Raw genomic sequence first — 26629 nt, 5'->3', positions numbered from 1 at the left:
CAAAACCTCCGATTCCAACCGTCATTTGTACCGAATCCGCGGGTCGAGCCACGCGTAGATGATGTCCACCACGAAGTTGGTGACGACGAAGATCGTCACCACCAGCATGACCAGCGCTTGTGTCATCGTGTAATCGTGATTGCTCACGGACGCGACAAACAGCTTGCCGAGCCCGTTGAGATTGAACACCTGCTCGGTGACCACCAGGCCGCCCATCAGGAATGCGAATTCGATGCCGATGATGGTGACCACCGGCAGCAGCGCGTTTCCGAGCGCATGCCGCCGGATGATGAGCTTATGGACGAGCCCCTTGGCGCGCGCCGTGCGGACGTAGTCCTCGCGCAGCACTTCGAGCAGCGCCGAACGCGTCATGCGTGTCGCAACGGCGGAATAGCGGTAGCCGGTCGCCAGCGCCGGGAAGATGGTCATGCTTAGGTTGTACAACGGGTCGACCCAGATCGGCACATACTTGATCGGCGGCATCCACGGGATTCCGAATAGCGACTTCGTGGTGATCAGCAGGCCGAGGATGATCAGGATGCCGAGCCAGAACGAAGGCATTGCGATCCCGGCGATGCTGAAGCCGCGCACCATGTAGTCGATCCAGGTGTTCTGCTTGACCGCGGAGATCGTTCCGAGCGGGATCGCGAGCATGATGGCGGTGATCGTGGCCATGATCGCGATCTGCAGCGAGAGCTCGAAGCGGAGTCCGACCTCTTCCCTGATCGGACGTCCGGTCCACATCGACTTGCCGAAGTCGAACCGGACGAAGTCCCAGATGAAGGTCAGGAACTGCACGACATGGGAACGATCAAGACCAAGCTCGGAGCGACAGAGAGCAATCGCCTTGGGATCGACGTATCCAGCCCCGCCCGTCATGCGCAGCACACAGACGTCGCCCGGCACCAGCCGCAGCAGCAGGAAGACAAGCAGCGCGGCGCCGAGCAGCGTCGGGATCATCAACAGGAGTCGCTTCAGAACGTACTGGTACATGATCGTTCCTGCACCACTCTTGCCCGTCCCCGCGGCCGTTTCCCGTTCACCGCCTTGCTATGGCAGGGGACGCGGAAACGACCGCCGTCGGGCGCTTACTTGTCGAGCCATACGTTGGCGAGGTCCTGATTGAGGTAGTGGCTCGGACTGATCTTCCAGCCCTTCACGTACGAGCGGTGCGGGATGATCCGGTTCCACCACAGCGTGACGAACGAATGCCCCTGCTCATCGAGCACACGCTTCTCGAACTGCCGCATCAGCTTGCGCTGCTCGGCCTCGTCGGACGTGCGGTTCATCGCCTCGAACATCTTGTCGAGGTCGCGATCGACGTATGCGCCGTAGCTTTCGTTGCCGATGTCCTCCGACAGGAACTTGCCGATGTCGAGCAGCGGGTTGATGACCGACTGGCAGTTGAAGTCCACCGTCACGTCGAAATCAGCCGACCTGAGCCGCGCGTAGAATGGACCGGTCGGCTCCATCTTTTGCTCGACCGTCACCCCGATCTGCCGCCACTGGTCGATCAGCCACGTGCCCACGATCGTATAGGGCTGGTCGACGGCGCGGTTGGACAACTCGAACTTCAGGCCCGGGACTCCGGCCTCCTGCAACAGCCGCTTGGCCTCGGCACGCGACTTGTTGATGTCGGGCCAGTAGCCGGGAAGCTGCTCGAGCTCCGCCTTCGCCGCCGCCAGCGGATGACCCGGGAACGCGACACCACCGACCGCCCTGACGATCGCGATGCGCGAAAGGCTCTGCGATCCGCCCCAGCGATCGACCGCCAGCGTCAGCGCGCGGCGAACGCGGACATCGTCGAACGGCTTCTTCTTGTGGTTGGGGGTAAACAGCAGCACGCAGTTCCAGTCACTCTCCTGAACCGTGATGTCCTTTCCGAGCGCGTTGACGAGGTCCTCGGTGCTCTTCGGCGGGAAGCCGCGGAATTGGATTGCGGCCCGGTCGCCGCGGATCGCTTGCACCTGCACCGCCTGCTTGTTGGAGAAGATCGCTTCGAAGCCGTCGAGATAGGGCTGCCCGGCAACGTGGAAGTCCTTGTTGCGCTCGCCCCGCACGTAGGCGCCGGCCTCGCGTCCGGCGAACTTGAAGGGTCCCGAGCCCATGACATTCTTCTCGTACCAGCGAATGTCTCCCGCGAGCTTTGCCTTCGAGTAGATGAAGTTGAAGGGCGTCGCCAGCGCTGGGATAAACGCGCCCGATGGATACTTGAGCTTGAACACGACCGTGTGGTCGTCCGGCGCGCTCACGCTCTCGACCATGACGAAATAGGCGACGCGTGCGCTGGTCGTGCCTTCCGGCGGGAAGATGATCTTGTTGAATGACGCGACGATGTCGTGCGCCGTCAAAGGCGTACCGTCGTGGAATTTCACGCCCTGCTTGATCTTGAATGTGTAGGTCTTGCCGCCATCGGCCGGCGTCGGCATCCCCGTACACAGGTCGCACACGAAGTCCGTCGGTGAGGAGGGATTTTCCGGATTGACCTTGATGAGCAGGCTGTAGAACGGCGCAAAGGGATGGATCAGCGCGAACGTCGTCTCGCGGTGACCGTCCCAGCTCGGCGGCTCGTCCGGCACGACGAAATTCAGGATTCCGCCTTTCTTCGGCGCAGCCTGCGCTGGAACCTCGGAAAAGAAGGCAACGGCCGCGCCGATCGCCACGATCGATACCGCTCTCAGATATTTCGACAGGTTCATGACCTTTCCTCCTCTGGAACCTATTCCTCCTGGTTTTTAAGGACCGGGGTCTTACGCCCCGGGCCTGGTCGCCTTCTTACGGGGCTTTCATTTCAAATCACGGAACAAGCCACCCAATGGCCGGGCCGCAATTCCCTGAACTCCGGGACATTCTTCGCACAGCTGTCGACCGCAAGCGGGCATCGCGGATGAAACACGCATCCCTTCGGCGGATTGATCGGACTCGGCACTTCGCCTTTCACGATCCGGTGGGCGCGCGCCTTCTCCAGGTCAGGATCCGGCACCGGCACGGCCGCGAGAAGCGCCTGAGTATAGGGGTGCAGAGGATTGCTGTACAACTCGTCGCAATCCGCCAGTTCGACGATCTTACCGAGATACATGACTGCGACGCGATGGCACAGGTGGCGGACGACGCTGAGATCGTGCGCGATGAACAGATAGGTCAGTCCGAACTGGTCCCGCAGGTCCTCCAGCAGGTTGATGATCTGCGCCTGAATCGACACATCCAGTGCCGAGATCGCCTCGTCGCAGATGATGAATTCCGGACGTACCGACAGGGCACGTGCGATGCCGACGCGCTGGCGTTGGCCGCCGCTCATTTCGTGGGGATAGCGGTCGGCAAACTTGGGGTCCAGGCCACACAGGCTGAGCAATTCCGTGACCCGCGCATCGCGCGCTGCCTTGTTCGGCTCGGTCCGATGCACCTTCATCGGCTCGGAAATGATCTCCCCGATCTTCATGCGGGGATTGAGGGAGCTGTAAGGATCCTGGAAAATGACCTGGATCTTCTGCCGCAGCGCCCGCATCGATTTCTGATCGAGATCGACCAGATTCTTGCCGTCGAACAGGATTTCGCCTCCGGTCGGATGCTCGAGCCGCAGGATGCACCGGCCCGTGGTCGTCTTGCCGCAACCCGACTCGCCGACCAATCCGAGCGTCTCTCCTTTGCGGATGGTGAAGCTGATTCCGTCGACAGCCCTCACGTGAGCGACGACGCTCGAGAAGAGAGCGCCCTCAGCCACCGGAAAGTGCATTTTCAGGTCGCGAATCGTGACCAATGCCGGCGCCGAGGCGATGCGCCGTTCCGATTGGCGCCTGTGCTCGAGCGCGACGTCCTGCGCGAGGGCCGATGCCTGCGCAGCCGCTTCCGCGCTCTGCCGCACCGCGCCGGTTGATTCCAAGTTGGTCATGACGACCTCATCAGGGATCGTGCCACCGTGCCCGCCTCCCAGCATGCGGCAAGGTGATCGCCGCCATCGACCTGCTCCAATGGAGGCGACTGACTGGCGCAGCGCGCAACGGCGAAGCCGCAGCGCGGCTGGAACGAGCAGCCGGGGCCGAGGCGCGAAAGGTCGGGCGGCTGTCCCTGCACCGGATCGAGCCGAGCCCGGCGCGGCTGATCCATGCGCGGCACCGAACGCAGCAGCGCCAGCGTGTATGGATGGTGGGGATGGTGATAGATGTCGTGCGCAGTTCCACTCTCGATGATCCTGCCCGCGTACATGACATTGACCCTGTCAGCATAGCGCGCGACGATACCAAGATTGTGGGTGATGATGATCAGTGCCACGCCCAGACGCCGCGTCAGATCCTTCATCAGCTCGAGAATCTGCGCCTGAACCGTCACGTCGAGCGCAGTTGTCGGCTCGTCGGCAATGATCAGCTTGGGCTCGCAACACAAGGCCATAGCGATCATCACGCGTTGGCGCATGCCACCACTGAAGTGGTGCGGGTACTGCCTGAGTCGACGCTCCGGATCCGATATCCCCACCATGCCCAACAGCTCGATCGCACGCGCGACCGCTTGGTCTCGGGTCACGTCGAGGTGCTGCTCCATGGTCTCGGTGAGCTGTCGCCCGATCGTCAGTACTGGATTGAGCGAGGTCATCGGCTCCTGAAATACCATGGCAATGTCCTTGCCTCGGACCCTTCGGATTTCCTCATCGCTCAGCTTGAGAAGGTCTCTGTCCTGGAAGCGAATGCTGCCACCAATGATGCGGCCGGGCGGATCGGCGACCAGCCGCAGGATCGAGAGCGCACTGACGGACTTGCCGCATCCGGACTCGCCCACGACGGCGATTGTTTCGCCCTGATTGACATCAAAGCTGATACCGTCGACGGCCTTGACCACACCGGCCGCCGAGAGGAAGTAGGTTTGCAAACTGTCTATCTCGAGAAGCCTGGACACCTCGCGCCTCTCATCATCGGTCACGCACAGACGGCCTTTCAGCCGTTGACCTGACCCGCCTTCCTTTTAGGGTCTTGATTTTTCGAATCTTTTGGTCGCAAGTCAAACCATTCCTTTAGTACTGAGACAATTTGGACCACTGCCTTCAACGCGTCGGCCCGGCTGGCGGACCAGGCGCAATGCACCTGGTCATCAATGGCGCGACGCAGGAGGGCTGCCAGAAGGCCGTCGATTGCCCGATCAAGGATCGCGACGCCCTCGTGGCGTTCTACGACTTCCCGCCTGAGTATTGGTTGCACCTGCGAACGATCAACCCGATCGAGAGCACGTCCGCGACGGTACGGGGAACACCTTTGGCCTCCATCTCGGCCAACAGCGGCTTCCATTCCGGGCGGTCAGTCACCAGTCCCAGCCTCGCGCCTTTTGACGATCAGGGCTATCCTTTCCCCCTAATTGTGCTTTCGGCGAACCGCATGAAGCTTGGCCCCGGTGGCGGCTCCCGGTGCAAGAAATGAGCCGCACAGCTTTCGTTGGTGATCAAATGACGCATGGCGGCCAAAAGGGTTTCGGCATGACCAAGCACGGCCGATCGGGGCACGCGACCCGATCGCCGCGTTTCCGTTTCCTGCAGAAGCTCGAAGCACAGAAGAACGATCGCAAGGACCGCTCTCGAATCAAGGAACCGAAACAGTCCGTCGAAGAGCTATTCCATCCCCGGAAGCCAACACGAACCTGACGAAGAACTATCCTTGGATGAGCTCCGGGGTAGGCACATTCGGAAATTCGGGTGCTTGTGCTCAGTACGCGAACGGAGCAAATGGATGAGCTCTGCTTGACGCCGGATTATCGCGTGCGCGGACTCTCGGCGCTTGTCGAAAACGGTCGTCCGTACCCGGGTAGGCGTCACCAGCCGTACGTCATCAATGAGTATCGGCTTCGCGGGCGTCGTTTCTCTAGGGGCGTTAGGCTGGCGCGTTGATCCAACCGCCAACGGGACCGTACTGTTCGCCTCGGGTCTAGGAATCCGGTTGGCCGGCGCAGCTGCAGTCGTCACGGTTCGGCCGGATGTGCCGCTTGTCGTCACCGCACCCGTGGCATCGAGCCGGCCGATGGCACAAAGCAGGCCGCAATAAACCCGAGCTAAGATCTCAAAGGAAACCCGACGATGTCGACATACAACATTCTCATCCTAGGCGCTTCATACGGTTCGTTGCTCGCGTCGAAGATTCTGCTCGGCGCGCATTCGGTGAAACTTGTCTGTCTTCCGGCCGAGGCAGATCTGATCAATTCCGAAGGGTTTCGTGTTCGGATTCCGATCCGCGGCTGGAGCGAACCCATCGAGCTCGCAAGATGCCCGGCCGAGTGTCGGCGGCGGGAGCGACGGACGTCGACCCTCGCGAATATGATCTCATCGGCCTTGCGATGCAGGAGCCCCAATATGGATCGCCCGGAGTGCGGGAGCTTATGAACGCTGTGGCGACATCGCGGGTGCCGTGTATGTCGATCATGAACATGCCGCCGTTTCCCTATATGAGGCGCGTTCCTGGGATAGATTCCGAACTGCTTAAGCCCGCTTATACGGCGCCGGAAGTCTGGGAGGAATTTGACCCCGCTACCCTGACGCTCTGCAGTCCCGATCCCCAGGCAATAAGGCCGCCGGACGAAAAGGCCAACGTACTGCAAGTGACTCTGCCGACGAACTTCAAGGTCGCCCGCTTCGATGTCGAGAAGGGGAACGAGATCGTGCGGCGGTTGGAGAAGGAGATCGATGCTGCGCGCTTCGATGCTCCCGAGGGCAGGATACAATTGCCGGTGAAGTTGCGGTTCTATGACTCGATCTTCGTACCCTTGGCCAAGTGGGCCATGCTGATGGCCGGGAACTACCGGTGCATAACCGAGAACGGGATGCGGACCGCCCGGGAGGCCGTTCATTCGGATCTGGAAGCGTCGCGCTCCATCTACGATTTCGTGCTCGACGTATGTGTCAGGATTGGTGCCTCGCGTGACGAATTGGTGCCTTTCGAAAAGTACGCGGCGGCGGAGAGCCTGTCGCGTCCCGCCTCTGCCGCCCGCGCCCTGAACAACGGTGCCCCGAATATCGAGCGCGCGGACAAGCTCGTTCAACTTGCCGCGAAGCAGAAGGGCATGAGGCACCCCGCCGTTGATGCAATAGTGGCACTGGTCGATCGAAGGCTGGAAGCCAATCGGAAGATGAAACCCGCGGCAGCATAGCCAGGTAGCCGATCTACGGCTGGGTTCGCCGAAGGCTTCGACATGCCGGTTCTGAAGGAAGCCAAGGCGCTATTGGAGCAACTCAGGGGTGACGCCAACTGTATGCACTAAGTTGCGCGGAGCGTCCGCTTGGGGTCTTGGTTGTGTGAAAACGCCCTGGCAGAAGCACTGACGACTCGCGATTTCAGCGAAGCGCCGTCTTTGGTCATCTTGCCGTGTTTGGCGGCCTTTTCTGTCTGGAACGGCTCCTGATGCAGATTCCAGCCGTCTTGATCGGCTCTGCGACGACTATGCCCGCATCGCCGCCAGCAGCGGTCGGACGCCCACGATGTTCATGATGCGCGTGAGGTTGTAGGCCAATACGTGCAGGCCATCTCGGCAGCAACCCGGGGGCAACGTCACCAGGAAGTGGGTCGCTCCCATCCGGGCCTTGATCGTTGCCGAAGGGGTGCGACGGTTTCGCGGCGCTGACGCATCTTCTGCGGATGTTCGTCGAGCCGGCGTTGGACCGCCTCGGGAACGTGTTCCTGCTCTCATCGGGTGATCCGTCGTGCTTGAGGGCGCAGCTCTGGCAGGCGTTGGTACAGTAGCGGCGCAGGACCAATCCCATTTTCTTGGTTCGTGTAGTGATAGGTGAGCCTTTATTTCCGACAGGGACAGCCAGCGCTCAGCTCGAACCACTGACTTCACTAATGAGTTCATGAATTGCTGCGCCGCAGTGTGCGCGGTGCACCTGCGTCGTTCGTCGCCTGAATAGCTCGTCTCCGGGCAGGTGCAATCGAGTCGGCACTTCGCGCGCACCGCGCGCGGTGGTAAAATGAATATATCGCTTTCGTGAATTCAGTTGCGGGTGGGAATGAAGCCGGCGATGCGACTGAAGCGCGGACATCCTGAGCTGCCGGCGAACAGGCCGCCGTTGACATAAGGAAATACGTCCGCCCACCGTGATAGTTTCTGACGGCGCTGATCCGTTCGGTCGAATATATTGAGGAGGGAAGCCGCTCATCCCTCGAATGGATGCGCCGGGCAAGCCCTCTGCAAAAACGAGCACCCCGAAACCAGGAGGAACTCATGACACCACTCTCAGCCGTGAAACGTCTTGTTGGGGCCGGCGCGCTCGGCCTGGCGCTGTGCCTTCCCGCATTTGCGCAGCAGACCATCAAGATCGGTTCGATCCTCTCGATCACCGGCCCGGCCTCGTTCCTCGGCGAGCCGGAGGACAAGACGCTGCGGATGTACGTCGACAAGATCAACAGCACCGGCGGCGTCGGCGGCAAGAAGATCGAGCTCGTGATCTATGACGACGGCGGCGACGCCAACAAGGCACGCACCTTTGCCACCCGGCTGATCGAGGACGACAAGGTCGTGGCGATGGTGGGCGGATCGACCACCGGCACCACCATGGCGATGATTCCGGTGTTCGAGGAAGCGCAGGTGCCGCTCATTTCGCTGGGCGGCGCGATCGAAATCATCGAGCCGGTCCGCAAGTATGTCTTCAAGACGCCGCACACCGACAGGATGGCTTGCGAAAAAATCTTCGAGAACCTGAAGCAGCGCAACCTGACGAAGATCGCCATGATCTCCGGCACTGAAGGCTTTAGCACGTCGATGCGGGCGCAGTGCACCAAGGTGGCGCCGAACTACGGCATCCAGATCATCACCGAAGAGACCTACGGTCCGCGCGACAGCGACATGACCGCGCAGCTGACCAAGATCAAGAACACCGCCGGGATCCAGGCGGTGGTCAATGCCGGCTTCGGCCAGGGCCCGGCGATCGTGACCCGCAACTACGCCCAGCTCGGCATGACCGCGACGCCGCTCTATCAAAGCCATGGCGTGGCCTCGAAGAGCTTCATCGAGCTCGCAGGCCCGGCGGCGGAAGGCGTGCGCCTGCCGGCGGCAGCGCTGCTTGTCGGTGACAAGCTGCCGGACAGCGATCCGCAGAAGAAGGTCGTGGTCGACTATAAGAAGACCTATGAAGACACCACGAAGCAGCCGGTCTCGACCTTCGGCGGCCATGCCTATGACGGCCTCTTCATCCTGGTCGAGGCCATGAAGCGGGCGAATTCGACCGACCCGAAAAAGCTGCGCGACGAAATCGAGAAGACCAAGGGGTTTGTCGGCACCGGCGGCGTGGTTAACATGTCGCCTACCGACCACCTCGGGCTCGATCTCTCGGCGTTCCGCACGCTCGAAATCAAGGGCGGCGACTGGAGCCTGCTGGCGCCGGGGACCTGAGGCATGATCGCGTTCGAGACTCCAGGGCTAACGGCCTCATGGTTCGAGACGCGCGACTGCGCCGCGCGCCTCACCATGAGGGAAGAGGGAGCGCGCTGCACTTGATCCGGCAATCCATCTTTATTCAAGGAGATAGATGCGCGCTGCAAGAAATGGATACGCGGGGCAAGCCCGCGTATGACGCAGAAAATATGACACCAGACCCTCATCCTGAGGAGGCGCGAAGCGCCGTCTCGAAGGATGAGGCCACCGCAATGCTTGAACGCGCGGCAACGCGAGCCGCTGAGGGTCATGGCCGAATTTTTCCAATTCCTGATGTCGGGGCTGACCGTGGGCGCGGTCTATGCGCTGGTCGCGCTCGGCTTCACGCTGGTCTACAACGCCTCCGACGTAGTGAATTTTGCGCAGGGTGAGTTCGTCATGCTGGGCGGCATGGTGACGGTGTTTGTTACCGCCGCCGGCGTTCCGCTGCCGCTCGCGGCGCTCATTGCAGTTGTCGCCGCCGTTGCCGTCGGACTTCTGCTGTATTGGCTTGCGATCGAGCCGGCGCGCGGCGCCTCCGCCGTCACTTTGATCATCATCACCATCGGCGCTTCGATCCTGCTGCGCGGCGCGGCGCAGATCCTTTTCGACAAGCAATTCCACAAGCTGCCGTCGTTCTCCGGCGACACGCCGGTCAATCTGTTCGGCGCCGCGGTGCAGCCGCAGAGTTTCTGGGTGCTCGGCGGCACCGCGGTGATCGTCTTGTTGCTGTACGCGTTTCTTGAACGCACTGTGCTCGGCAAGGCGGTGCTCGCCACCGCGGCGAACCGGCTGGCGGCGCGCCTCGTCGGGATCAACACCGCAACGGTGATGGCCTTGGCGTTCGGCGGATCGGCGGCCATCGGCGCCATCGCCGGCATCCTGATCACGCCGATCACCCTGACGAGCTATGACGTCGGTACACTGCTCGCGCTGAAAGGTTTTGCTGCGGCGATGCTCGGCGGCATGGGCAATCCGCTCGGCGCGGTGGCGGGCGGGCTCCTGCTCGGCCTGCTCGAGGCGTTCGGGGCAGGCTACATCAGCTCGACCTACAAGGATGCGTTCGCCTTCATCGTCATTCTCGTCGTGCTGTTCGCCATGCCGCAAGGCCTGTTCGGGCGGCGCGTGGTGGAGAGGGTCTGATGCCGGCATGGTTCGGCCATCGCAGTGTGACGCTGATCGTGCTGGCCGCGATCGTGATCGTGCTGCCGCTGCTGTTTCCGTCCAGCTATTACTTTCGCGTCGCATCGCTGGTGTGGGTGTCGGCGTTCGCGGCTATCGGCCTCAACATCCTGATGGGGCAGGCGGGCCAGGTCAGCCTCGGCCATGCCGGGTTCTTCGGCATCGGTGCCTATGCGGTCGCGATCGGGCCGGCGCATCTCGGCCTGCCGTCGTGGGGTGCGCTGCTCATCGGCGCGGTGATCTCGGCAGCGTCGGCCTGGCTCGTCGGCCGTCCGATCCTGCGCCTGAAAGGGCATTACCTCGCGATCGCGACGCTCGGCCTCGGCGTGCTGGTGGCGCTGGTGATCACCACCGAAAGCCGCTGGACCGGCGGGCCGGACGGCATGTCGGTGGCAAAATTGTCGCTGTTCGGATGGCGCGCCAGTGGATCGAGCACCTGGTACTGGATCTCCGGCAGCGTGCTGGTCGTCGGCACCTGGATCGCACTCAATCTCGGCGAGACGCCGACCGGCCGCGCCTTTCGCGCTTTGCACGATAGCGAAGTCGCCGCGCGCGTCGCCGGCATCGACGTCGCCCGCTTCAAGCTACAGGCCTTCGTCATTGCGGCGGTCTATGCGTCGCTGGCGGGTTCCATGCTCGCGATGATGAACGGCTTCATCAATCCGGATCAGGCCGGCTTCCTGCACTCGGTCGAGCTCGTCACCATGGTGGTGCTGGGCGGGCTCGGCTCGGTGGTCGGCAGTATCATCGGCGCCGCTGTCCTGATCACGCTGCCGCAGGTGCTGACGGTGTTCCAGGAGTATGAGCATGTGCTGCTCGGCCTGATCATCATTGTGTCGATGATCTTCATGCGCGACGGCATCGTGCCCACCGCGTCGAAATGGCTGGCAAGGCGGGTGCGCGCATGACGATCCTGGCTGCCAGCAACATCGGAATTTCGTTCGGCGGCATCAAAGCCATCGACGGCGTCAGCTTCGCTGTCGATGCGGGCCAGATTCTCTCCATCATCGGGCCGAACGGCGCAGGCAAGACCACGCTGTTCAATGTGGTGTCGGGTCTCTACGAGGCGGATCAGGGCCGCGTCGAGCTGATGGGAGAAGACGTGACCGGGCGTGCGCCGGAGGCGCTAGCCACCCTTGGCCTGTCGCGCACTTTCCAGAACCTACAGATTTTCCAGCGCATGACCGCCGCCGAGAACGTGATGGTCGGACGGCATTTGCGCGAAAGGTGTCATCTGCTTTCCGACCTGTTCCGGCTGCCGTCGGTGACGCGGCAGAACCGCGCAACACGCGAGGCGGCGCTGGCACTGCTCGACAGTGTGGGCCTGCGTGGCAGCGCCGATCAATTGGCCGGATCGCTGCCGTACGGCGCCTGTAAGCGGCTCGAAATCGCCCGCGCGCTCGCCGCCGAGCCGCGCGTGCTGCTGCTCGACGAGCCGGCGGCCGGCTGCAACGCGGTGGAAACTGAAGAGATCGATCAGCTGGTGCGCCGGGTTGCTGCAAAAGGCATCGCGGTGGTGCTGGTCGAGCACGACATGAAGCTGGTGATGAAGATTTCTGACCGGATCCTGGTGCTGGAGCGCGGCCGGCCGCTGACAGAAGGTACGCCGCGCGAAGTGCGCGACAACCCGGCGGTGCTGGAGGCCTATCTCGGCAAACACGGGGCGGGGGAGGCGGCACGTGCTTGAGGTTTCGAACCTACACAGCGCCTACGGTCGCATCGAGGTGCTGAAGGGCGTCAGCCTCGAGGTGCGCACAGGCGAGGTGGTGGCGCTGATTGGCTCCAACGGCGCCGGCAAGACCACGCTGTTGCGCGCGCTGTCGGGCGTGCAGCCGATTAGCGAAGGCGAAATCCGCTTCCTCGGCGCGCGCATCGACAAATTGCCACCGCACCGCCGCGTCGAGCGCGGCATGACGCAGTCGCCGGAGGGGCGGCAGGTGTTCGGCCCCTTGAGCGTCGAGGATAATCTGCGGCTCGGCGCCTACATGCGCCGCGACAGCGAGATCGAGCAGGACCGCGAGCGGGTGTTTGAGATGTTCCCGGTGCTGCGCGAGAAGCGCCACCTCGCCGCCGGCGGGTTGTCCGGCGGTCAGCAGCAGATGCTGGCAATCGGCCGCGCGCTGATGGGAAAACCCAAACTGCTGTTGCTCGACGAGCCGTCGCTGGGGCTGTCGCCCATTCTCGTCGACCAGATCCTCGCCGCCATCGTGGCGCTGAAGGCGAGCGGCATCACCGTGCTGCTGGTCGAGCAGAACGTCACCGCGGCGCTCGAAATCGCCGACCGCGGCTACGTGCTGGAGACCGGCCGAATCGCATCGACCGGCGCAGCGGCGGCGCTGTTGTCCGATCCGAAGGTCAAGGCGGCATATCTCGGCGCGGATTGAAGCGGACCTTGGGTTCGTGGAATTGTGCGCGAGAGTTAGTGATCGGCTAGCCTAGAGCAGGTTCCTCTCAATCCAAGCCGTATCCGGCGTGAGCGAAGCGCATTCGCCGGATTTAAAGCGTCGCAATGCGCTGGCGGCGGCTCGATCGAGTGCGTCGAGGGTTCGCGCGGCGGACTTTCGCGCATGCGCCTTGAGCTTGGCGAAGGCATTTTCGATCGGATTGAGATCGGGGCTGTAAGGCGGCAGATAGTGGAGTTCGGCGCCGCAGGCTTCAATAGCTTGCCTGATGCTCGCGACCTTGTGGGCGGACAGATTGTCCATGACGACGATGTCGCCTGGCCGCAAGGTTGGCGCCAACATCTGCTCGACCCAGGCGAGGAAGGATACTCCGTCCATCGGACCGTCGAGAAGGAGCAGCGTTGATTTTCCGCAGCCCGACGGGCCGAGGATGGTGACGAAGTCATTATCGCCGACGCTGAGATCAATCGGTTCCAGAGCCCGCGTCGGCACATTGCCCTGACGCGCAGGGAAGGTGCGAGAGACCTGATCGATGTTCAGCGATCCTGGCGGAGGCATCGCTGTCTTTCCTGGGGCTCGGCGTGCAGGAGCCGACCGCGGCCTGGGGCCTGATGCTGTCGGGTAACGCCGCTGACTTTTACCGTCAGGCGCCGTGGATGATTTTGTCCCGGGCGTTGCCATCAGCATTGCAGTATTCGCCTTCAATTTGTTTGGCGACAGCTTGCCTCGATCCACGCTTCAAGGTGTAGCCTCGCGTTAAGCTCCGACATCGCCGGTTCGCGATTGCGCTCGAAATCGGCGGAAGTTGATTTACTCGGAGGCGCCGCGAGACTAAGATGTTGTAATAAGCCACGAAAAGGCCGGAGGTGTGTGCTCCGCGCGTGGCGGGAGCGTCGCACCCGACCCTCGAAACGGAGGACGGTCCATGACGCAGCAGCAGCTGAATCGCAGAAATTTCCTGAATAGTCTAGGTATTACGGTAGGGGCCGCGGCAGCAACGGTGCCGGCGATTGTTCCGGCCGTGGCGCAGGTCGACAGGCCTCCGAAGGGGAATATTCCCGCCACCCCGCTCAAGTTCGGCCACATGACCTTCCTTACCGGCCCCGCGGCAGTGCTCGGAGAGCCCTCGCTCAAGGGCCACATGCTGGCCGCCGAGGAGATCAACGCGCAGGGCGGAATTCTCGGCAAACGTAAGATCGAGACCATCACGGCGGACGAGAACGCCGGCACCGACGCCAACGTGAAAGAGCTTCGCCGCATGAAGCTCTCCGAGAAGATCGACATGTTCACCGGCGTCATATCGAGCGGCAATACCCCCGCGCTCGGACCGGTCGCCGAGGAACTCGGTCTGCTCACCATCTTCGTTGACGGCTGCACCGACTTCTTGTGGGACAAGGCGGTGCCGAACCCCAAGTTCGCGTTCCGCATCACCAACATCCAGTCGGCCGACGGCGTGACCTGCGCGGTCGCGGCCGCGCAGACTTGGCCAACCGCAAAGAAGATCGCCCACATCCATCCCGACTACTCTTACGGCCGCAACGCCTTCGACCACTTCATGATCGCCTACAAGAAACTGGTGCCCGGCGCCGAGGTCGTATCGGAAGCCTGGCCGAAGCTCGGCACGACCGACTTCACGGCGCACATCACAAAAACGATGTCCTCGAATCCGGACCTGATCATGTCGTCGGTGTGGGGCGGTGACTATGTGGCGCTCTACAAACAGGCGCTGCGCTACGGCATGTTCAACATTGCCAAGTTCGCCAGCACGATCGCCTTCGGCGTCGCGCCGCACGCCATCGGCAAGGATCACCCGGAAGGTGTCATCGCTGGCGTCCACTCCAACTACTACTTCACCTTCCCGCCGGGAAATCGCTGGCCGGCCAACAAGACCTTCGTGGAGAAGTATTTCAAGCGCTGGAACGAGTATCCGAACTTCCAGTCGGATGGCGCGTACCACACGCTTCATATGTACCGTACGGCGGTCGAGAAAGCGAACAGGCTCGTCGGCGGCTGGCCGGACGAAGAGGCGATCATCAGCCAGCTCGAAGGCATGTATTTCGAGACCGCAGCGGGCTATCTCTACATCCGGCCCGACAATCACCAGGGCTACAAGGACGCGGTGACCGGGTTCAGCAAGAACGTGGCCGAGTACCCGTTCCAGATACTCGATCCGGGCAGGATGATCACAATCCCGATCCGCAACATCACGGCGCCGCCGAACTGGCCGAAGCCGGGCACCTCGCACAACGATCCGACGTCGACCTACAATTGGATCAAGGAGACTTGGCCACAGGTGGCCTGAAGCTTGCCCATCCACCAACCATGCCTTCGTTCCGCGAGGGCGTGGTCGGTTTGTTTCAGGGCCGGCGTTGCCTCGAGGGTCGTGATGTCCGTGCGAAGACCCCTCATGCAAAGCGGCACGCTCGCAGCGATGCTGCTGTGCGCCACTGCGCCGGCGGCGCAGGCCGGGCATGAGGTGCCGTACTATCCCTCGTTCTACCCGCAGGAAATCCGCATCGAGCCGCTCGATCCCGGAGCGGCGGCCCGAGAATTCAGCAACGCCAAGGACCCGCTCCACGCCTATCTCGGCGCCACCCCGCAGTTTTCAGGAGAAACGCCGTCGCACCTCAAGTCAGTCGTTTCACTGCGCTCATTCATCACCGTCAGCGTCAATCCGCAGCGCGTGCAGGTGCGTGAAGCGCGCTGTCGCGCGATCGAAAATGCCGCGAATGCTCTGGTGTCAGATCCGGACGTGGTTCCGCACCGCTACCCGATCACGCCGTATCATGCGGACTACATCGGTCATGCGGATCGCGGCGCAGACACGAAACCCTCCGCGTTGATTACCGCTGACGTCGATGCCCCGGTGACCGTGCGCGCGCAAGACGCCGGCAGCGAGGACATGGTACTTCACCGACTTGCGCTTCATCCGACAGACTGGGACGTCCGCTTCGACGAGGTTGCGGTCAACGAGGTGCTGCGCGCCGCCAATGTTGGCTTTAATGCCTGGCCAGCACCGCCCTGGATCAAGGAGGGCTGGTTCCAAGCTTATCACCTGCTGTATCCCGCCGTCAGCGGCGAGGTTGATCGTAAACACGCCGACGAGCTCTATGGGCGGCTAGTCGAAGCGGATTACAGAGACCCCGCTGATCACCTCAACATCGCACGCGACCTGATAACGGAGCTGACCCGCGGTTGCGACCGCGCGGTGATTGGCTATCGGCTCCGGCGCGAGTTCTACAGCGACGACTTTTCCAACGGGATCGAGAATATAGCGGTCGACTCGCAGTTCGGATTCAACTCAGCCGTCGTCCTGCGGACGCTCAAGCTCAAGGACCTGCCATGGAATGGCTGGCTCCGACTGGGCATCGACATCCGCGCAACCGCAGCCTGGAACCCGGTTGCCGGGTTCACGGACGCGCCCGGCCGGCTGGTGTGGGCGATCGTCGGCGACGATGCGTTTTTAGCCGTCCCGTACAACAGTCTGTGGGCTCCCAATCGCGCGGAGGTTCGGCCTACGGAGCAATCGACGCGGCAATCCATCCGTGTCCCCGCCGATGCCCTCGTGCCGGAGCCCGGCACCGGCCGGCTCGTTCCGATCGGCGTTGGCGGGAGCGCGATGACCAAAGTCGTCTACCGCGTCCTGGCATCGTCATTCCAGGACGGCAGCGAAATGGAGACCGCCGACCTGATCTACCCTTACGCCTTTGCGTACCGATGGGGTAGCTCGCCGACCGCCGCGACCTTCGATGCCGAGGTTTCCGCCGCGACCAACCTGATGCGGGGCCGCCTCAAGGGTGTCCGCGTCATTCGCGTGGAGGAATCGAAGCTCCCGATCGCCGATCTCGTCTTCACCTATCGCTCGCCAATAGTGGAGGTTTATGTCGACGCCATCCCGACCGACGAGCATGAGGATGCGCTGGTGGCGCCGCCGTGGAGCTCGATGCCGTGGCACGTGCTGGCGCTGATGGAAGCCGCCGTCGAGCGCGAAATCGCGGCTTTCTCGCAAAGCGAGGCCAAGCGGCGCAATTTGCCGTGGCTCGACCTCGCGCGCGATCCTGCACAGCGCAACAAGCTGCGCGCGTTGATCAAGGAATTCGCCACGGCCGGCTACCGACCGGCGGCGCTCGAAAGCCTGGTGAGCGCGCAAGCCGCGACCGCACGCTGGCAGGCGCTCGATCAATTCGTCGAAGCCAACAACCACTTGCTCGTGACCAATGGTCCCTACCGGCTCAGGAGCTTCTCGCCCGACGTCTACACATTCGACGTCATTCGCGAGTTCACCTATCCGGTTGGCCTTGGCACGTTCGACTTCTATGCCTATCCAGCCAAGGCGTTCGTGACGCGGGTCGAGCACATCGGCAATCGCATTCTGGTGACGGCCGACGCCGAGATCGCGCTCAAGCAGCAGCGCGATCGCCGTATCGTTCGCGTGCCGCTCAAGCGCGACACGCTGCGCGAGATGCTGCCAATCCGGCCGGTGGCACGGTATGTCCTCCTCGGCGAGACTGGCAAGGTGGTCGCAGCCGGGGGCGCGAGCCGGGAAGGCGACGAACGCTTTGCCGTGTCGCTGCCGCCGAATCTCCCGGCAGGCAATTACACAGTCTTCACGGCTATCTTTCTCGACGGCAACACGATCAATCCGACCATCGGCCGCATGGACTTTCGGAGCAACTGAGACAGTGGAGGGAAATCCGAGGCGCCGCAGTTCGCGTCAGAAGATCTGAGACGCCACAGATCGCGTGAGGAAGAACGATGACGATCTTCATCATCCAATTGCTCAATTCATTTTTCTACGCAGCGGTTTTGTTTCTGATCGCCGCGGGCCTGAGCCTCATCTATGGTGTCATGCGCATCGTCAATCTCGCCCATGGGACGCTCTATGCGCTCGGTGCCTACGTCTCGGCCTGGGTCGTCGGCGGGGCGGTCGGCCATGCGGCGAGCGGTACGCTCGGCCTTGCCGGCCTCCTGCTCCTGCTGCCCGTCGGCGCCGTCGCGATCGCGGTCGTGGGCGCGGTAATCGAGCCCACGCTGCTGCGTCCGCTCTACCGACGGCCGGAGGAGTACCATCTGCTGGTCACGTTCGGCCTGCTCATGATCCTCGAAGACGCCATGAAGTTCCTGTTCGGCGGCACGCCGCTCACCGCCGGATCGATCATGGATCACATGGGCAGCATCCCGATCGGCCGGCTGCTCTATCCGACCTACAACCTGTTCGTCATCGCCATTGGGCTGATCGCCGCTCTCGGCCTGTGGTGGTTCATCTACCGTACCAAGTTCGGCGTCATCCTGCGCGCCACTTCGCAGGATCGGCGCATGGCCGCAGCGCTCGGGATCAATGTCAGCCGTGTCTACGTGCAAGCCTTCGCCATCGGCTGCTTCATGGCAGGGTTGGGCGGCGCGGTCGTGGTGCCGGCGCAGGCCGCCGTGCTCGGCATGGGCATTGAGGCCCTCATCTTGGCGTTCGTTGTCGTGGTGATCGGCGGGCTCGGGAGCCTCGAAGGCGCACTGGCCGGTGCACTGATCGTCGGCCTCGTCCGCACCGCCGGCATCCAGTTCTTCCCTGAGATCGAGCTTGCCGTGCTCTACCTGATCGCGACCGCGGTCCTGCTCATTCGCCCGACCGGACTGTTTGGGAGGGCATGACGATGAGCCTCACCGTCGCAAAAAAAGCCGCGATCACGAGCACTGGCCCGTCTGCTTGGCGGCCGGCTGTGGTCGCGCTCGCAATACTCCTTGTGCTCGCGATGCTGCCGAGTTTGGTCGATCCCTACCAGACGGTGCTGCTCACCTATGGTCTGATCATGGCCATCGCGGCGCTCGGCTTCAATCTGCTGCTCGGCTATACCGGACTCTTGTCGTTCGGCCATTCTGCCTATTTCGGCGCCGGCGCCTATACGGTTGCGTTCATCGTACGCGACCTCGGCGCGCAATCCATGGAGCTCTGCATCGCCGGCGGGCTCCTGGGCACGCTGCTCATCTCCGCGCTGTTCGGGTTCGTGTGCGTACGGCACACGCGCATCTTCTTCAGCATCCTGACACTGGCATTGTCGCAGGTGTTGTGGAGCCTTGCCTTCAAGTTTTTCTGGGTGACCGGCGGCACCGACGGCATCCGCGTCGCCTCTGCCAAGCTCACGCTGCTCGGCGGTCTCGTCAACTTCGCCGGCCCCGGCTCGTTCCAACGCTTCGTTTTCGCCTACTATTATTATGTACTTGGCCTGTTCGCGTTGGCGACGGTCATCATGTGGGTCGTTGTGCACTCGCCGTTCGGCAAAGCGCTGCAGGCAATTCGCGACAACGAGACGCGCGCGAGCTTCGTCGGCATATCAGTGCGGCGCTACCGCTGGATCGCCTTCGTGATATCGGGCGCGTTCACCGGTCTTGCCGGCATCCTCTGGGTTCCGCTCAATGGGCTGACCACGCCCGACATCCTTTATTGGCCGTTCTCGGGCGAGATCGTGTTCATGAGCGTGCTCGGCGGGTTCCGTACGTTCACCGGGCCGATCGTCGGCGCTGTGGTGTTCAACTATCTCAAGACCTATGCGGTCGCGAGCACGGAATATTGGCAGCTCCTGCTCGGCGTGGTGCTCGTGGTCCTGGTGTTAGCGCTGCCGTCGGGCATCGTGGGGACGGCCGCGCGCCTTGCGACCAGGTTTACCAGGGGGACCTCATGAGCCTGCTCGAGACGGTCCATCTCAAGAAGTACTTCGGCGATACGCATGCTGTCGACGACGTCAATCTGACCATTGAGGAGGGCGAGTTCATATCGCTGGTCGGCCCCAATGGGGCCGGCAAGACTTCGTTCTGCAACATCGTGAGCGCATATTACAGCGCCGATTCCGGAAAAATCATCTTCCAGGGCCAGGACGTCAGCAACGCCTCGGTGACCCAGCGCGTCAAGGCAGGAATTGCGCGCAGCTTCCAGCTCGTAAATCTGTTCGACGACCTTACCGCCTTCGACAACGTCGCGCTGGCGATCTTTTCCCGCGAAGGCAAGACCCGCAACATTGCGGCGCTCGCCCGCCGCGACGGCAAGGTGACGCGGGAAGCCGACGGGGTGCTCGACCAATTCGGGCTCGCCGGGAAGCACAACGAGCTTGCGCGCGGCCTCGCGCAAGGCGAGCGCAAGCTGCTCGACGTAGCGCTCGCCTATGCGCTGCGGCCCAAGCTCCTGTTCCTCGACGAGCCCACGAGCGGGGTGAGCACGCGCGACAAGGGCCAGATCATGGACACGATCGCTTCGGTCGTGCGCGGCGAGGGCATAACAGCCGTGGTCATCGAGCACGACATGGACGTCGTGTTCAAATATTCCGATCGCATCGTCGTGATGCACCAGGGCGCGATTCTTGCGCAAGGTACCCCCGCCGAGATCAGGAAGAACGAGCAGGTCGCAATGATCCTGATCGGCTCTTCCGGTACCGACGCCTTCTCACGAAAGGATTGATCGTGCTCGATGTCAATGCGATCGACACCTACCGCGGCCCGGCCCACATCCTCAACGGCGTGTCGCTGCGCGTCGACAAGGAGGAAGTGGTATGCCTCGTCGGGCGCAACGGAGCGGGCAAGACCACCACGATCGAGAGCATCATGGGATTTCTCCCCGTCCGGGCCGGACAGATCCTGTTCGATGACGAGGACGTGACGAGGCTCCCGCCGCACGAGCGGGCGAAACGTGGCATCGGCTATTCGCCCGAGGATTGCGGGGTTTTTCCTGATTTGTCGGTGAGCGAGAACCTGATGATCAGTCGCTGGCTCGGCGATGAGGTCGCCAAGCGCCGTAACGGCGGTCAGCGGGTAGACCCCGAAGCCCAGACGTTCAGCCTCTTTCCCGAAGTGCAGAACCTGCTGCAGCGTCAAGGCTTGCACCTCAGCGGCGGTCAGCGCAAGATGGTGGCGATCGCGCGCGCCATGATGCTGTCGCCGTCGCTGTTGTTGCTCGACGAAGCCTTCGAGGGCCTGGCGCCGGTCGTGGTCAATCGCTTCACCGAGGCGGTCATGAAAATCAAGGCGATGGGCGTTTCCATCCTCATGGCGGAATCGAATCTGGGTGCGGCGACGCGCATCGGCGACCGGCTCTACGCCATCGACCGTGGCGAGATCATCTTCCACGGGTCGCCGAGGGAAGCGCTCGCCGACGAAAAAGTGATGAAGGCGTTGCGCGGCTAGTTGCGCGCAAGCCGACACGACTGCGAAACGCCGTGTCTGAACGTTCCGGATGGCAAATGACCAGATGCAGCCTTCTCATCGCCGCGATGACGTCCATCGCGATCACCGTGGCCCGCAGCGGCCACGAGTTGCCGGTCTATCCGTCCTATTATCCCCATGAGATCGAGATCGCGACGGTGGCGTCCGAGCGAGCGGCCGACCTCCTGCGCGACGGCAAGATGCATGCTTATGTTGGCGGTACGCCGCGATTTGCTGGTGCGATGCCCGAGACCATCACCGCTGTCGAGTCGTTTGGCTCGTTTGTGATTGTTCGCGTCAATCCGGCATCGCCGCTGGCGAAGGACGAGGCGTCCATCTGTGCGCTTACCCGGGCCGCGATCCGCGAGATCGGTGGCAAGGCCAGTGAGCTGATCACGCATCCCTATCCGGTCACGCCGTTTCACGGCGATTTTCTCAACCATGTCGATCTGGCGGCAGCCGCGAAGGCGCGCCTTCTCGGCAGCCTCACTGAGGCAACCGGTGCGATCGTCGGCGAGTTGAAGGTGAGGGCGGTAGGCGCGCTCGCAAGAAGCCTCGTTCGCGCCGAATGGCAGGCAGGCGATTCCGACTGGGATGTCGCGATCCATGAGGTGAACGCCGCCGACCTTGTGGCCTCGGCGAGGGAGGCGTTGAACGGCTGGCTTGGTCCGCGCTGGGTCAGGACCGGCTGGTTCGCCGCCTATCGGCTGCTCGGGGATGCAATTGTCGATCCAGAGCGGCTGCGTCGCATCGAATCCGATGTCGAACGCCTGCGGACCGGTGACTATAACGGCGCGGTCGAGCGCATCAATCTGGAACGTGGCCTCGTCGGCATGCTCGTCGGCAGCTGCCACAAGACCGTTGCCGGTTACACTGTCAAGCGGGAATATTTCAATTCCGAATTCTCGGCTGGCATTGAGAACATCGCGTATGACGCCCACGACGGTTTCAATTCGCCGATGTTCATCCGCACGGTGAAGCTCAAGGATTTTCCTTGGAATGGCTGGCTCGCTCTTGGGGTCGACGGGCGGCCGCAGGCAGCGTGGAATCCGATCGCAGGCTTTACGGACCCGTTCGGCCGCCTGACGTGGTTCGCGCTCGGCGATCCGGCAGCTGTGCCGTCGCCATATGACGAGAACTGGGTGTTCAACCGGATCGCGGATGTCGAGTCCAAGCCGCGTCGATGAATGGGTCGGAGCAGGTCCATGCTGCGAATTCCGCTTACACTGGGCCGACGCCTCTTGATACCAATGGTGGGTGCGCTCGCGCCGAGCGTAAGCGCGCAAGCCGCGGAGCTGACGTTCGACCTCAAGATCGAGCACGGGAAGGTGGCGCAGAACATGCGCCTGATCCGCGTCAAACAGCTCGACGTAGTCAAGCTGCGCTGGGGCACGGACCAGCCATTGACCCTGCACCTGCACGGCTATGACATCGAGCAGAAAGTCGAGGCCGGCACGATCGCCGAAATGAAGTTCACGGCACGCGCGACCGGACGCTTCCCCATCCACCTCCATGATGCGCGCGACCGCGCAGGCAGCCCTTCCCATCATGAGCCACCGCTTGTCCTTGTCGAGGTCTATCCGCAATAGCGCCGCCATGTTGCGGACGCTTGCAGCAGCGGCCTGTGTCGCTCTCGGCACCGCGGCACCTGCTGCCGCCCACGGCTTCGGCCAGCGCTATGATCTGCCGCTGCCGCTTTCGCTCTATCTCTTCGGAGGTGCCGCCGCGGTCGCATTGTCATTCGTCGTCTTCGGGCTGTTCGTTCGTCATGCCCCCGTCACCCGTCGCGGCCCGCATGTCGATCTGCTCGCCACCGCGCCCGGCCGGCTGATCGTACAGCCTGGTGTTGTTCTCCTGCTCCGGCTCGTCGCGCTTGGCGTTTTCATTGTCACGGTACTTGCCGGGTTCATCGGCGATCAGAATCCATACCGGAACCTTGCGCCAACGCTTGTGTGGATCATCTTCTGGGTCGGCCTTGCCTATGTTTCGGCCTTCGCTGGAGACCTGTGGCAGCTGATCAATCCGTGGCGGACGCTGTTCGAAGGGGCGGAGCGGCTCTATCGGCTGGCCACCGGCACCGAACTGTCGCGACGGCTGCCGTACTGGCCGGTGCTCGGTGTCTGGCCGGCGTGCTTGCTGCTGCTCGCCTTTGCGTGGATCGAGCTTGTCTACCCAAGCCCCGCCGTGCCAGCTCACATTGCCGGTTTCGCCGCCGCGTATTCGATCCTCACCGTGATCGGCATGTTCGTGTTCGGTCGTGACATCTGGATGCAGCACGGCGAGGTGTTCACCATCGTGTTCGGCACCTTCGCCCGTTTTGCGCCAACTCAGGCGAAGGTTCAGCCGCAAGGGCGGAAGTTGTTGCTTCGACCATTCGGGGCAGGGCTGCTCGACGACGAGCCCGTCTCGACGTCCATGATGGCATTCGTGTTGCTCCTGCTCTCGACCGTGCTTTATGACGGGCTCATCGGCACCTCGACATGGTCGAACCTCGAAAGCTGGCTTCGCGCCACGCTCCCCGGCTTGGGCGAGCACGCCCCGGTCGCGATCAAGACAGCCGGCCTCGTGGGGTTCTGGCTTTTGTTCCTCGGCGCCTACCTGGCGATCTGCGCGATCATGCCGACGCCTATGGCTCGCTCGCCGATGGGGCTTGCCCGCAGCTTCGCATTGACGCTCGTCCCGATCGCCATCGGCTATCACGTGGCACATTATCTGGTGTTCCTGTTGATCCAGGGCCAGTACATCGTGCCGCTCGCGTCCGATCCGTTCGGCAAAGGCTGGAATCTCTTCGGCACAGCCGGCTACCGCGTTGATATCGCGATCGTCGGAGCGCGCTTTGCCTGGTACGCGGCGGTTGCGGCGATCGTGACGGGCCATGTCACGGCGGTCTACCTCGGCCATACCAAGGCGATGCGTGTGATAGCGGTACGTGGAGCCGCGCTTCGTTCGCAAGTTCCGCTGACCGCGCTCATGGTCGTCTACACCTTTGTTGGCCTGTCCATCACAGCGGAGCCCATCGTCGAGCAGCGTGAATCCGCCCAGCCATCCGCCGTGACGGAGGTGATCCACGTCCCTGCTGACGCGGTGTTGCCTGAGCCGGGCGACGGCCGGCTGCAGCCGATCGGCGCAAAAACGTCCGCTGCTGCGAAATTGACCTATCGTGTGCTCGGCTCGGCTTTCCACGACGGTTCACGCATGACCGTCGCCGATCTGCTCTATGCCTATATATTCGCGTATCGCTGGGGCGTTCGCCGCGAGGGCGATGAGGGGCATTACGACCCCGTCGTCGACGCCGCAACGGAACCCCTGCGCCGGGCACTTGCGGGATTGCGGGTCGCGGACGCGGACATCACCTCCAAGAGCTTCCGCGTCGGCGATGTCAGTTTCGTTCGCGAGTTGCTGGTCATCGACGTCTATCTGACGGTGGTGCTGGAGAATCCAGACCAGGAGGCTCTGGCGGCGCCGCCCTGGAGCACGCTGCCGTGGCATCTGGTCGTGCTCATGGAGGAGGCGGTCAGCCGGGGCTGGGCGGCGTTCTCGCAAGCAGAGGCCATGCGCCGCAATGTCGAGTGGCTCGACCTGGTCCGCTCTGACGAACTCAAACGCAAGCTCGTGCCGTTGGTCGAGGCATTCGAGCGCGACGCATACCGTCCCGCCTCGCTGCGATCCTTGGTGACCGCCGACGAGGCGCGCAAGCGATGGGCGGCGCTCGCGGTCTTCTACCGTGAGCACGGCCACTTCCTGGTCACCAATGGACCGTACCGGCTGAAGAAATGGTCGGCCGACAATGTCGCGCTCGAGGCTTTCCGGGATCTGACCTACCCGCTGGGCGTGGGATCATACGACGCCTACGCGATCCCGCGGCACGGCTATGTCACCAAGGTGGAATGGAACGGCGACCGCGTCACGCTCTCGGGCGAGATCGAAATGATCGATAGATTCCAGCGAAGCTATCGCCTGGTGCGGACGCCATTGCCGTTGATCGCACCCGTCGTGCGCAATCGTGCCGCACCGCAGTGTCGCTATGTGGTGACCGATGACAAGGATCGAGTCGTGCTCGCCGATGTCGCGTTGCTCGGCGACGACGCGACATTCCGGATCGATCTGGGCGGCCGGCTGCCGGCTGGCCAGTACACCATGCTTGCCGTCATCGCGGTCAACGGCAATGTCATGAATCCGGATATCCGGCGTATTCCTGTCGCCATTGCATCCGATCGATGATTGCGTGGTCGTAAGGATTGGTTCTCCCGGAATCTGGTGGTCGGGCCGTCAATTGAGGAAACGTTCAGCGTTGCGCCGACATTTTGCGATGTGTCGCGACATACATTGATGCTCGTCGGTTGATCAGTGCGACATCAATGTCGGTTTGGTCATCGAGGCAAGCATACCACGTGTCGTCCCGCCAAGAATAAATTCCCGCAGCCGGGAATGCCCGTACCCGCCCATGACAATGAGATCGGCACCTGCATCGGCTGCATATGACAGGATTGTATTTGAAACATCGATCTTGCTGACGGGAATGCGCTCAATCGTGGCATTTACTCCGTGACGGGACAGATGGGTCGCGATATCCGCACCCGGAAGGTCTGCGCTTTTGGCGCTCTGAGTGTCGGCAACAACAATACTCGTCGTGCCGGAGCGGGTAAGAAACGGCATGGCATCGGCGACCGCTCGGGCGGCTGCCCGGCTGCCATCCCAGCACACCATGATATGATCGAGTTTGAGGCGATCCTTCTGAATAAAAGGTACGATGAGCACCGGTCTTCCGGATTCGAACAGCGCTGCCTCAAGAACGATATTCGTGGTTCGATGATCCCGGTCCCTTTCAAATTGGCCAATGACGGAAAGATCGAATCGTCTCGCGATATGCGCAAACTGGGTTGGTACGTCGCCGACGTCAGTTTCAATTCTGCGTGTTTCGGCTGAAACCCCGGCGCGACGCGTCGCCTCGTCAAACGCGGTGGCCACGGACTCTGCGTGTTCTCGGGCTTCAGCTTGCTGGGCTCGAATAAAGTTAGCCGACAGGTCGACGCCACCGACTACTGCCGGATAGAAGGCGGTCCCCATGATGTGTGCGCCGAATGTCTCCGCAACCGATACAGCGTAATTGGAAACGCCATCTTGCGATGTCCCGTAAGACAGGTTGACAAGAATATCTTTGATCATGTGTCTGCCTCCAGTTAGGTGATCGCGCATCTCCCCAAATTCCAGCGTCTATCTTTATCCCGGCTGGTGCACCATTCCCGCGTCCCGGGGGCTGCGTTCCGATGGCCACAGCCCTGCGCCTTGTCGTGATTGATCCAGAGCTGCGCCTAGTGCAACCCGCGTCCGGAATGGCGCACCGCTCAGACCAGGAAGCCTAGTCCTATGCTATTGAAAAATCGAGCTAATTCATGAAATCGATTGCGTGGGATTAATTCCGCTGATTACCATATACACCTTTGTAAGATTGCGACGCGGCAGACCCGCAGCCGAAAATCAAG

The 26629-nt window shown here is 62.4% G+C and carries 22 protein-coding genes and 2 pseudogenes; 17 read left to right on the top strand and 7 right to left on the bottom strand.

The genetic code is table 11. From position 1 onward, the window contains the following. Nucleotides 1-21: 21 nt before the first annotated feature. From V1293_RS09095 to V1293_RS09080, 4 genes are all read right to left on the bottom strand, one after another. Nucleotides 22-993 (bottom strand): ABC transporter permease, encoded by a 972-nt coding sequence (locus V1293_RS09095; protein ID WP_334508642.1) that lies wholly within the window; start codon nt 991-993, stop codon nt 22-24. A 95-nt stretch (nt 994-1088) separates the two neighbouring features. Next, entirely contained in the window at nt 1089-2699 is a 1611-nt protein-coding gene (locus tag V1293_RS09090; protein WP_334508640.1) for an ABC transporter substrate-binding protein, read from the bottom strand. A gap of 92 nt (nt 2700-2791) precedes the next feature. Further along, nucleotides 2792-3733: an ABC transporter ATP-binding protein gene (locus tag V1293_RS09085; RefSeq protein WP_334516671.1), complete on the bottom strand. Its 942-nt coding sequence runs from the start codon at nt 3731-3733 to the stop codon at nt 2792-2794. 152 nt (nt 3734-3885) lie between these two features. Then, entirely contained in the window at nt 3886-4911 is a 1026-nt protein-coding gene (locus V1293_RS09080) for an ABC transporter ATP-binding protein (protein WP_334508638.1), read from the bottom strand. A 155-nt stretch (nt 4912-5066) separates the two neighbouring features. Between V1293_RS09080 and V1293_RS09075 the strand changes: the two genes are divergently transcribed. The 7 genes and pseudogenes from V1293_RS09075 to V1293_RS09045 all read left to right on the top strand — a co-directional run bounded on the left by V1293_RS09075 (nt 5067) and on the right by V1293_RS09045 (nt 12944). Then, complete coding sequence (locus tag V1293_RS09075) at nt 5067-5402, top strand: hypothetical protein (protein WP_334517071.1); 336 nt, start codon at nt 5067-5069, stop codon at nt 5400-5402. Between the two features lie 650 nt (nt 5403-6052). Further along, nucleotides 6053-7119 (top strand): annotated as a pseudogene (locus tag V1293_RS09070) (hypothetical protein). A gap of 1071 nt (nt 7120-8190) precedes the next feature. Then, nucleotides 8191-9357 (top strand): ABC transporter substrate-binding protein, encoded by a 1167-nt coding sequence (locus V1293_RS09065; RefSeq protein WP_334508636.1) that lies wholly within the window; start codon nt 8191-8193, stop codon nt 9355-9357. 291 nt (nt 9358-9648) lie between these two features. Beyond that, complete coding sequence (locus V1293_RS09060) at nt 9649-10521, top strand: branched-chain amino acid ABC transporter permease (protein WP_334508635.1); 873 nt, start codon at nt 9649-9651, stop codon at nt 10519-10521. Next, on the top strand, nt 10521-11468 hold the full coding sequence (locus V1293_RS09055; RefSeq protein ID WP_334508634.1) for a branched-chain amino acid ABC transporter permease: 948 nt from the start codon (nt 10521-10523) through the stop codon (nt 11466-11468). Before V1293_RS09060 ends, V1293_RS09055 begins: the two co-directional genes overlap by 1 nt. After that, nucleotides 11465-12247, top strand: a complete 783-nt coding sequence (locus V1293_RS09050) for an ABC transporter ATP-binding protein (RefSeq protein ID WP_334508633.1) — start codon at nt 11465-11467, stop codon at nt 12245-12247. The genes V1293_RS09055 and V1293_RS09050 overlap by 4 nt, the downstream gene beginning before the upstream one ends. Further along, entirely contained in the window at nt 12240-12944 is a 705-nt protein-coding gene (locus V1293_RS09045) for an ABC transporter ATP-binding protein (protein ID WP_334508632.1), read from the top strand. Before V1293_RS09050 ends, V1293_RS09045 begins: the two co-directional genes overlap by 8 nt. Nucleotides 12945-12995: 51 nt before the next feature. Here V1293_RS09045 and V1293_RS09040 read toward each other — a convergent pair whose 3' ends face one another. Beyond that, the gene (locus tag V1293_RS09040; RefSeq protein ID WP_442894220.1) at nt 12996-13520 is read right to left on the bottom strand and encodes a transposase; all 525 of its coding nucleotides are present in this window, start codon (nt 13518-13520) and stop codon (nt 12996-12998) included. Between V1293_RS09040 and V1293_RS09035 the strand changes: the two are divergent. The 9 genes and pseudogenes from V1293_RS09035 to V1293_RS08995 form a co-directional block, all read left to right on the top strand. Next, nucleotides 13499-13722 (top strand): annotated as a pseudogene (locus tag V1293_RS09035) (hypothetical protein); the annotation flags it as partial. The gene V1293_RS09040 and the pseudogene V1293_RS09035 sit on opposite strands and share 22 nt — an antisense overlap. 165 nt (nt 13723-13887) lie before the next feature. After that, entirely contained in the window at nt 13888-15264 is a 1377-nt protein-coding gene (locus V1293_RS09030; RefSeq protein ID WP_334508629.1) for an ABC transporter substrate-binding protein, read from the top strand. A gap of 105 nt (nt 15265-15369) precedes the next feature. After that, the gene (locus V1293_RS09025; RefSeq protein WP_334508627.1) at nt 15370-17640 is read left to right on the top strand and encodes a hypothetical protein; all 2271 of its coding nucleotides are present in this window, start codon (nt 15370-15372) and stop codon (nt 17638-17640) included. Nucleotides 17641-17717: 77 nt separating this feature from the next. Continuing rightward, nucleotides 17718-18608 carry a branched-chain amino acid ABC transporter permease gene (locus tag V1293_RS09020; protein ID WP_334508625.1) on the top strand — a complete coding sequence of 297 codons (891 nt, stop codon included), beginning with the start codon at nt 17718-17720 and terminating at the stop codon, nt 18606-18608. 2 nt (nt 18609-18610) lie between these two features. Beyond that, nucleotides 18611-19636, top strand: coding sequence for a branched-chain amino acid ABC transporter permease (locus V1293_RS09015; protein ID WP_334508623.1), 1026 nt, complete (start codon nt 18611-18613; stop codon nt 19634-19636). Beyond that, complete coding sequence (locus V1293_RS09010) at nt 19633-20406, top strand: ABC transporter ATP-binding protein (RefSeq protein ID WP_334508621.1); 774 nt, start codon at nt 19633-19635, stop codon at nt 20404-20406. Before V1293_RS09015 ends, V1293_RS09010 begins: the two co-directional genes overlap by 4 nt. A gap of 2 nt (nt 20407-20408) precedes the next feature. Further along, the gene (locus tag V1293_RS09005; protein ID WP_334508619.1) at nt 20409-21128 is read left to right on the top strand and encodes an ABC transporter ATP-binding protein; all 720 of its coding nucleotides are present in this window, start codon (nt 20409-20411) and stop codon (nt 21126-21128) included. Nucleotides 21129-21184: 56 nt separating this feature from the next. Beyond that, on the top strand, nt 21185-22333 hold the full coding sequence (locus V1293_RS09000) for a hypothetical protein (RefSeq protein WP_334508616.1): 1149 nt from the start codon (nt 21185-21187) through the stop codon (nt 22331-22333). A gap of 18 nt (nt 22334-22351) precedes the next feature. Then, nucleotides 22352-22735, top strand: a complete 384-nt coding sequence (locus tag V1293_RS08995; protein WP_334508614.1) for a hypothetical protein — start codon at nt 22352-22354, stop codon at nt 22733-22735. Nucleotides 22736-22883: 148 nt separating this feature from the next. On the opposite strand, the gene V1293_RS08990 is transcribed toward V1293_RS08995, so the two are convergent. Further along, nucleotides 22884-23342 carry a hypothetical protein gene (locus tag V1293_RS08990; protein ID WP_334508611.1) on the bottom strand — a complete coding sequence of 153 codons (459 nt, stop codon included), beginning with the start codon at nt 23340-23342 and terminating at the stop codon, nt 22884-22886. Here V1293_RS08990 and V1293_RS08985 point away from each other — a divergent pair. Continuing rightward, nucleotides 23280-25367 carry a hypothetical protein gene (locus V1293_RS08985; RefSeq protein WP_334508609.1) on the top strand — a complete coding sequence of 696 codons (2088 nt, stop codon included), beginning with the start codon at nt 23280-23282 and terminating at the stop codon, nt 25365-25367. The two genes, V1293_RS08990 and V1293_RS08985, sit on opposite strands and share 63 nt — an antisense overlap. 123 nt (nt 25368-25490) lie before the next feature. Here the strand turns inward: V1293_RS08985 and V1293_RS08980 are convergent, their stop codons facing one another. Then, the gene (locus tag V1293_RS08980) at nt 25491-26312 is read right to left on the bottom strand and encodes a universal stress protein (protein ID WP_334508606.1); all 822 of its coding nucleotides are present in this window, start codon (nt 26310-26312) and stop codon (nt 25491-25493) included. Between the last annotated feature and the right edge of the window lie 317 nt (nt 26313-26629).

The organism is Bradyrhizobium sp. AZCC 1693 (assembly GCF_036924745.1).
Taxonomy (GTDB): Bacteria; Pseudomonadota; Alphaproteobacteria; order Rhizobiales; family Xanthobacteraceae; genus Bradyrhizobium.
This window is presented reverse-complemented; position numbering and strand designations above follow the sequence as displayed.

Bases quoted from the DNA above. Each gene is read 5' to 3' on its own strand.
- V1293_RS09085 (WP_334516671.1), bottom strand. From the start codon at position 3,733: ATGCACTTTCCGGTGGCTGAGGGCGCTCTCTTCTCGAGCGTCGTCGCT.
- V1293_RS09015 (WP_334508623.1), top strand. From the start codon at position 18,611: ATGAGCCTCACCGTCGCAAAAAAAGCCGCGATCACGAGCACTGGCCCG.
- V1293_RS09050 (WP_334508633.1), top strand. From the start codon at position 11,465: ATGACGATCCTGGCTGCCAGCAACATCGGAATTTCGTTCGGCGGCATC.
- V1293_RS09075 (WP_334517071.1), top strand. From the start codon at position 5,067: ATGCACCTGGTCATCAATGGCGCGACGCAGGAGGGCTGCCAGAAGGCC.
- V1293_RS09095 (WP_334508642.1), bottom strand. From the start codon at position 993: ATGTACCAGTACGTTCTGAAGCGACTCCTGTTGATGATCCCGACGCTG.
- V1293_RS09060 (WP_334508635.1), top strand. From the start codon at position 9,649: ATGGCCGAATTTTTCCAATTCCTGATGTCGGGGCTGACCGTGGGCGCG.
- V1293_RS09000 (WP_334508616.1), top strand. From the start codon at position 21,185: ATGACCAGATGCAGCCTTCTCATCGCCGCGATGACGTCCATCGCGATC.
- V1293_RS08980 (WP_334508606.1), bottom strand. From the start codon at position 26,312: ATGATCAAAGATATTCTTGTCAACCTGTCTTACGGGACATCGCAAGAT.
- V1293_RS09020 (WP_334508625.1), top strand. From the start codon at position 17,718: ATGACGATCTTCATCATCCAATTGCTCAATTCATTTTTCTACGCAGCG.
- V1293_RS09090 (WP_334508640.1), bottom strand. From the start codon at position 2,699: ATGAACCTGTCGAAATATCTGAGAGCGGTATCGATCGTGGCGATCGGC.
- V1293_RS09040 (WP_442894220.1), bottom strand. From the start codon at position 13,520: ATGCCTCCGCCAGGATCGCTGAACATCGATCAGGTCTCTCGCACCTTC.
- V1293_RS09065 (WP_334508636.1), top strand. From the start codon at position 8,191: ATGACACCACTCTCAGCCGTGAAACGTCTTGTTGGGGCCGGCGCGCTC.
- V1293_RS09010 (WP_334508621.1), top strand. From the start codon at position 19,633: ATGAGCCTGCTCGAGACGGTCCATCTCAAGAAGTACTTCGGCGATACG.
- V1293_RS09030 (WP_334508629.1), top strand. From the start codon at position 13,888: ATGACGCAGCAGCAGCTGAATCGCAGAAATTTCCTGAATAGTCTAGGT.
- V1293_RS08995 (WP_334508614.1), top strand. From the start codon at position 22,352: ATGCTGCGAATTCCGCTTACACTGGGCCGACGCCTCTTGATACCAATG.
- V1293_RS09055 (WP_334508634.1), top strand. From the start codon at position 10,521: ATGCCGGCATGGTTCGGCCATCGCAGTGTGACGCTGATCGTGCTGGCC.
- V1293_RS09025 (WP_334508627.1), top strand. From the start codon at position 15,370: ATGCAAAGCGGCACGCTCGCAGCGATGCTGCTGTGCGCCACTGCGCCG.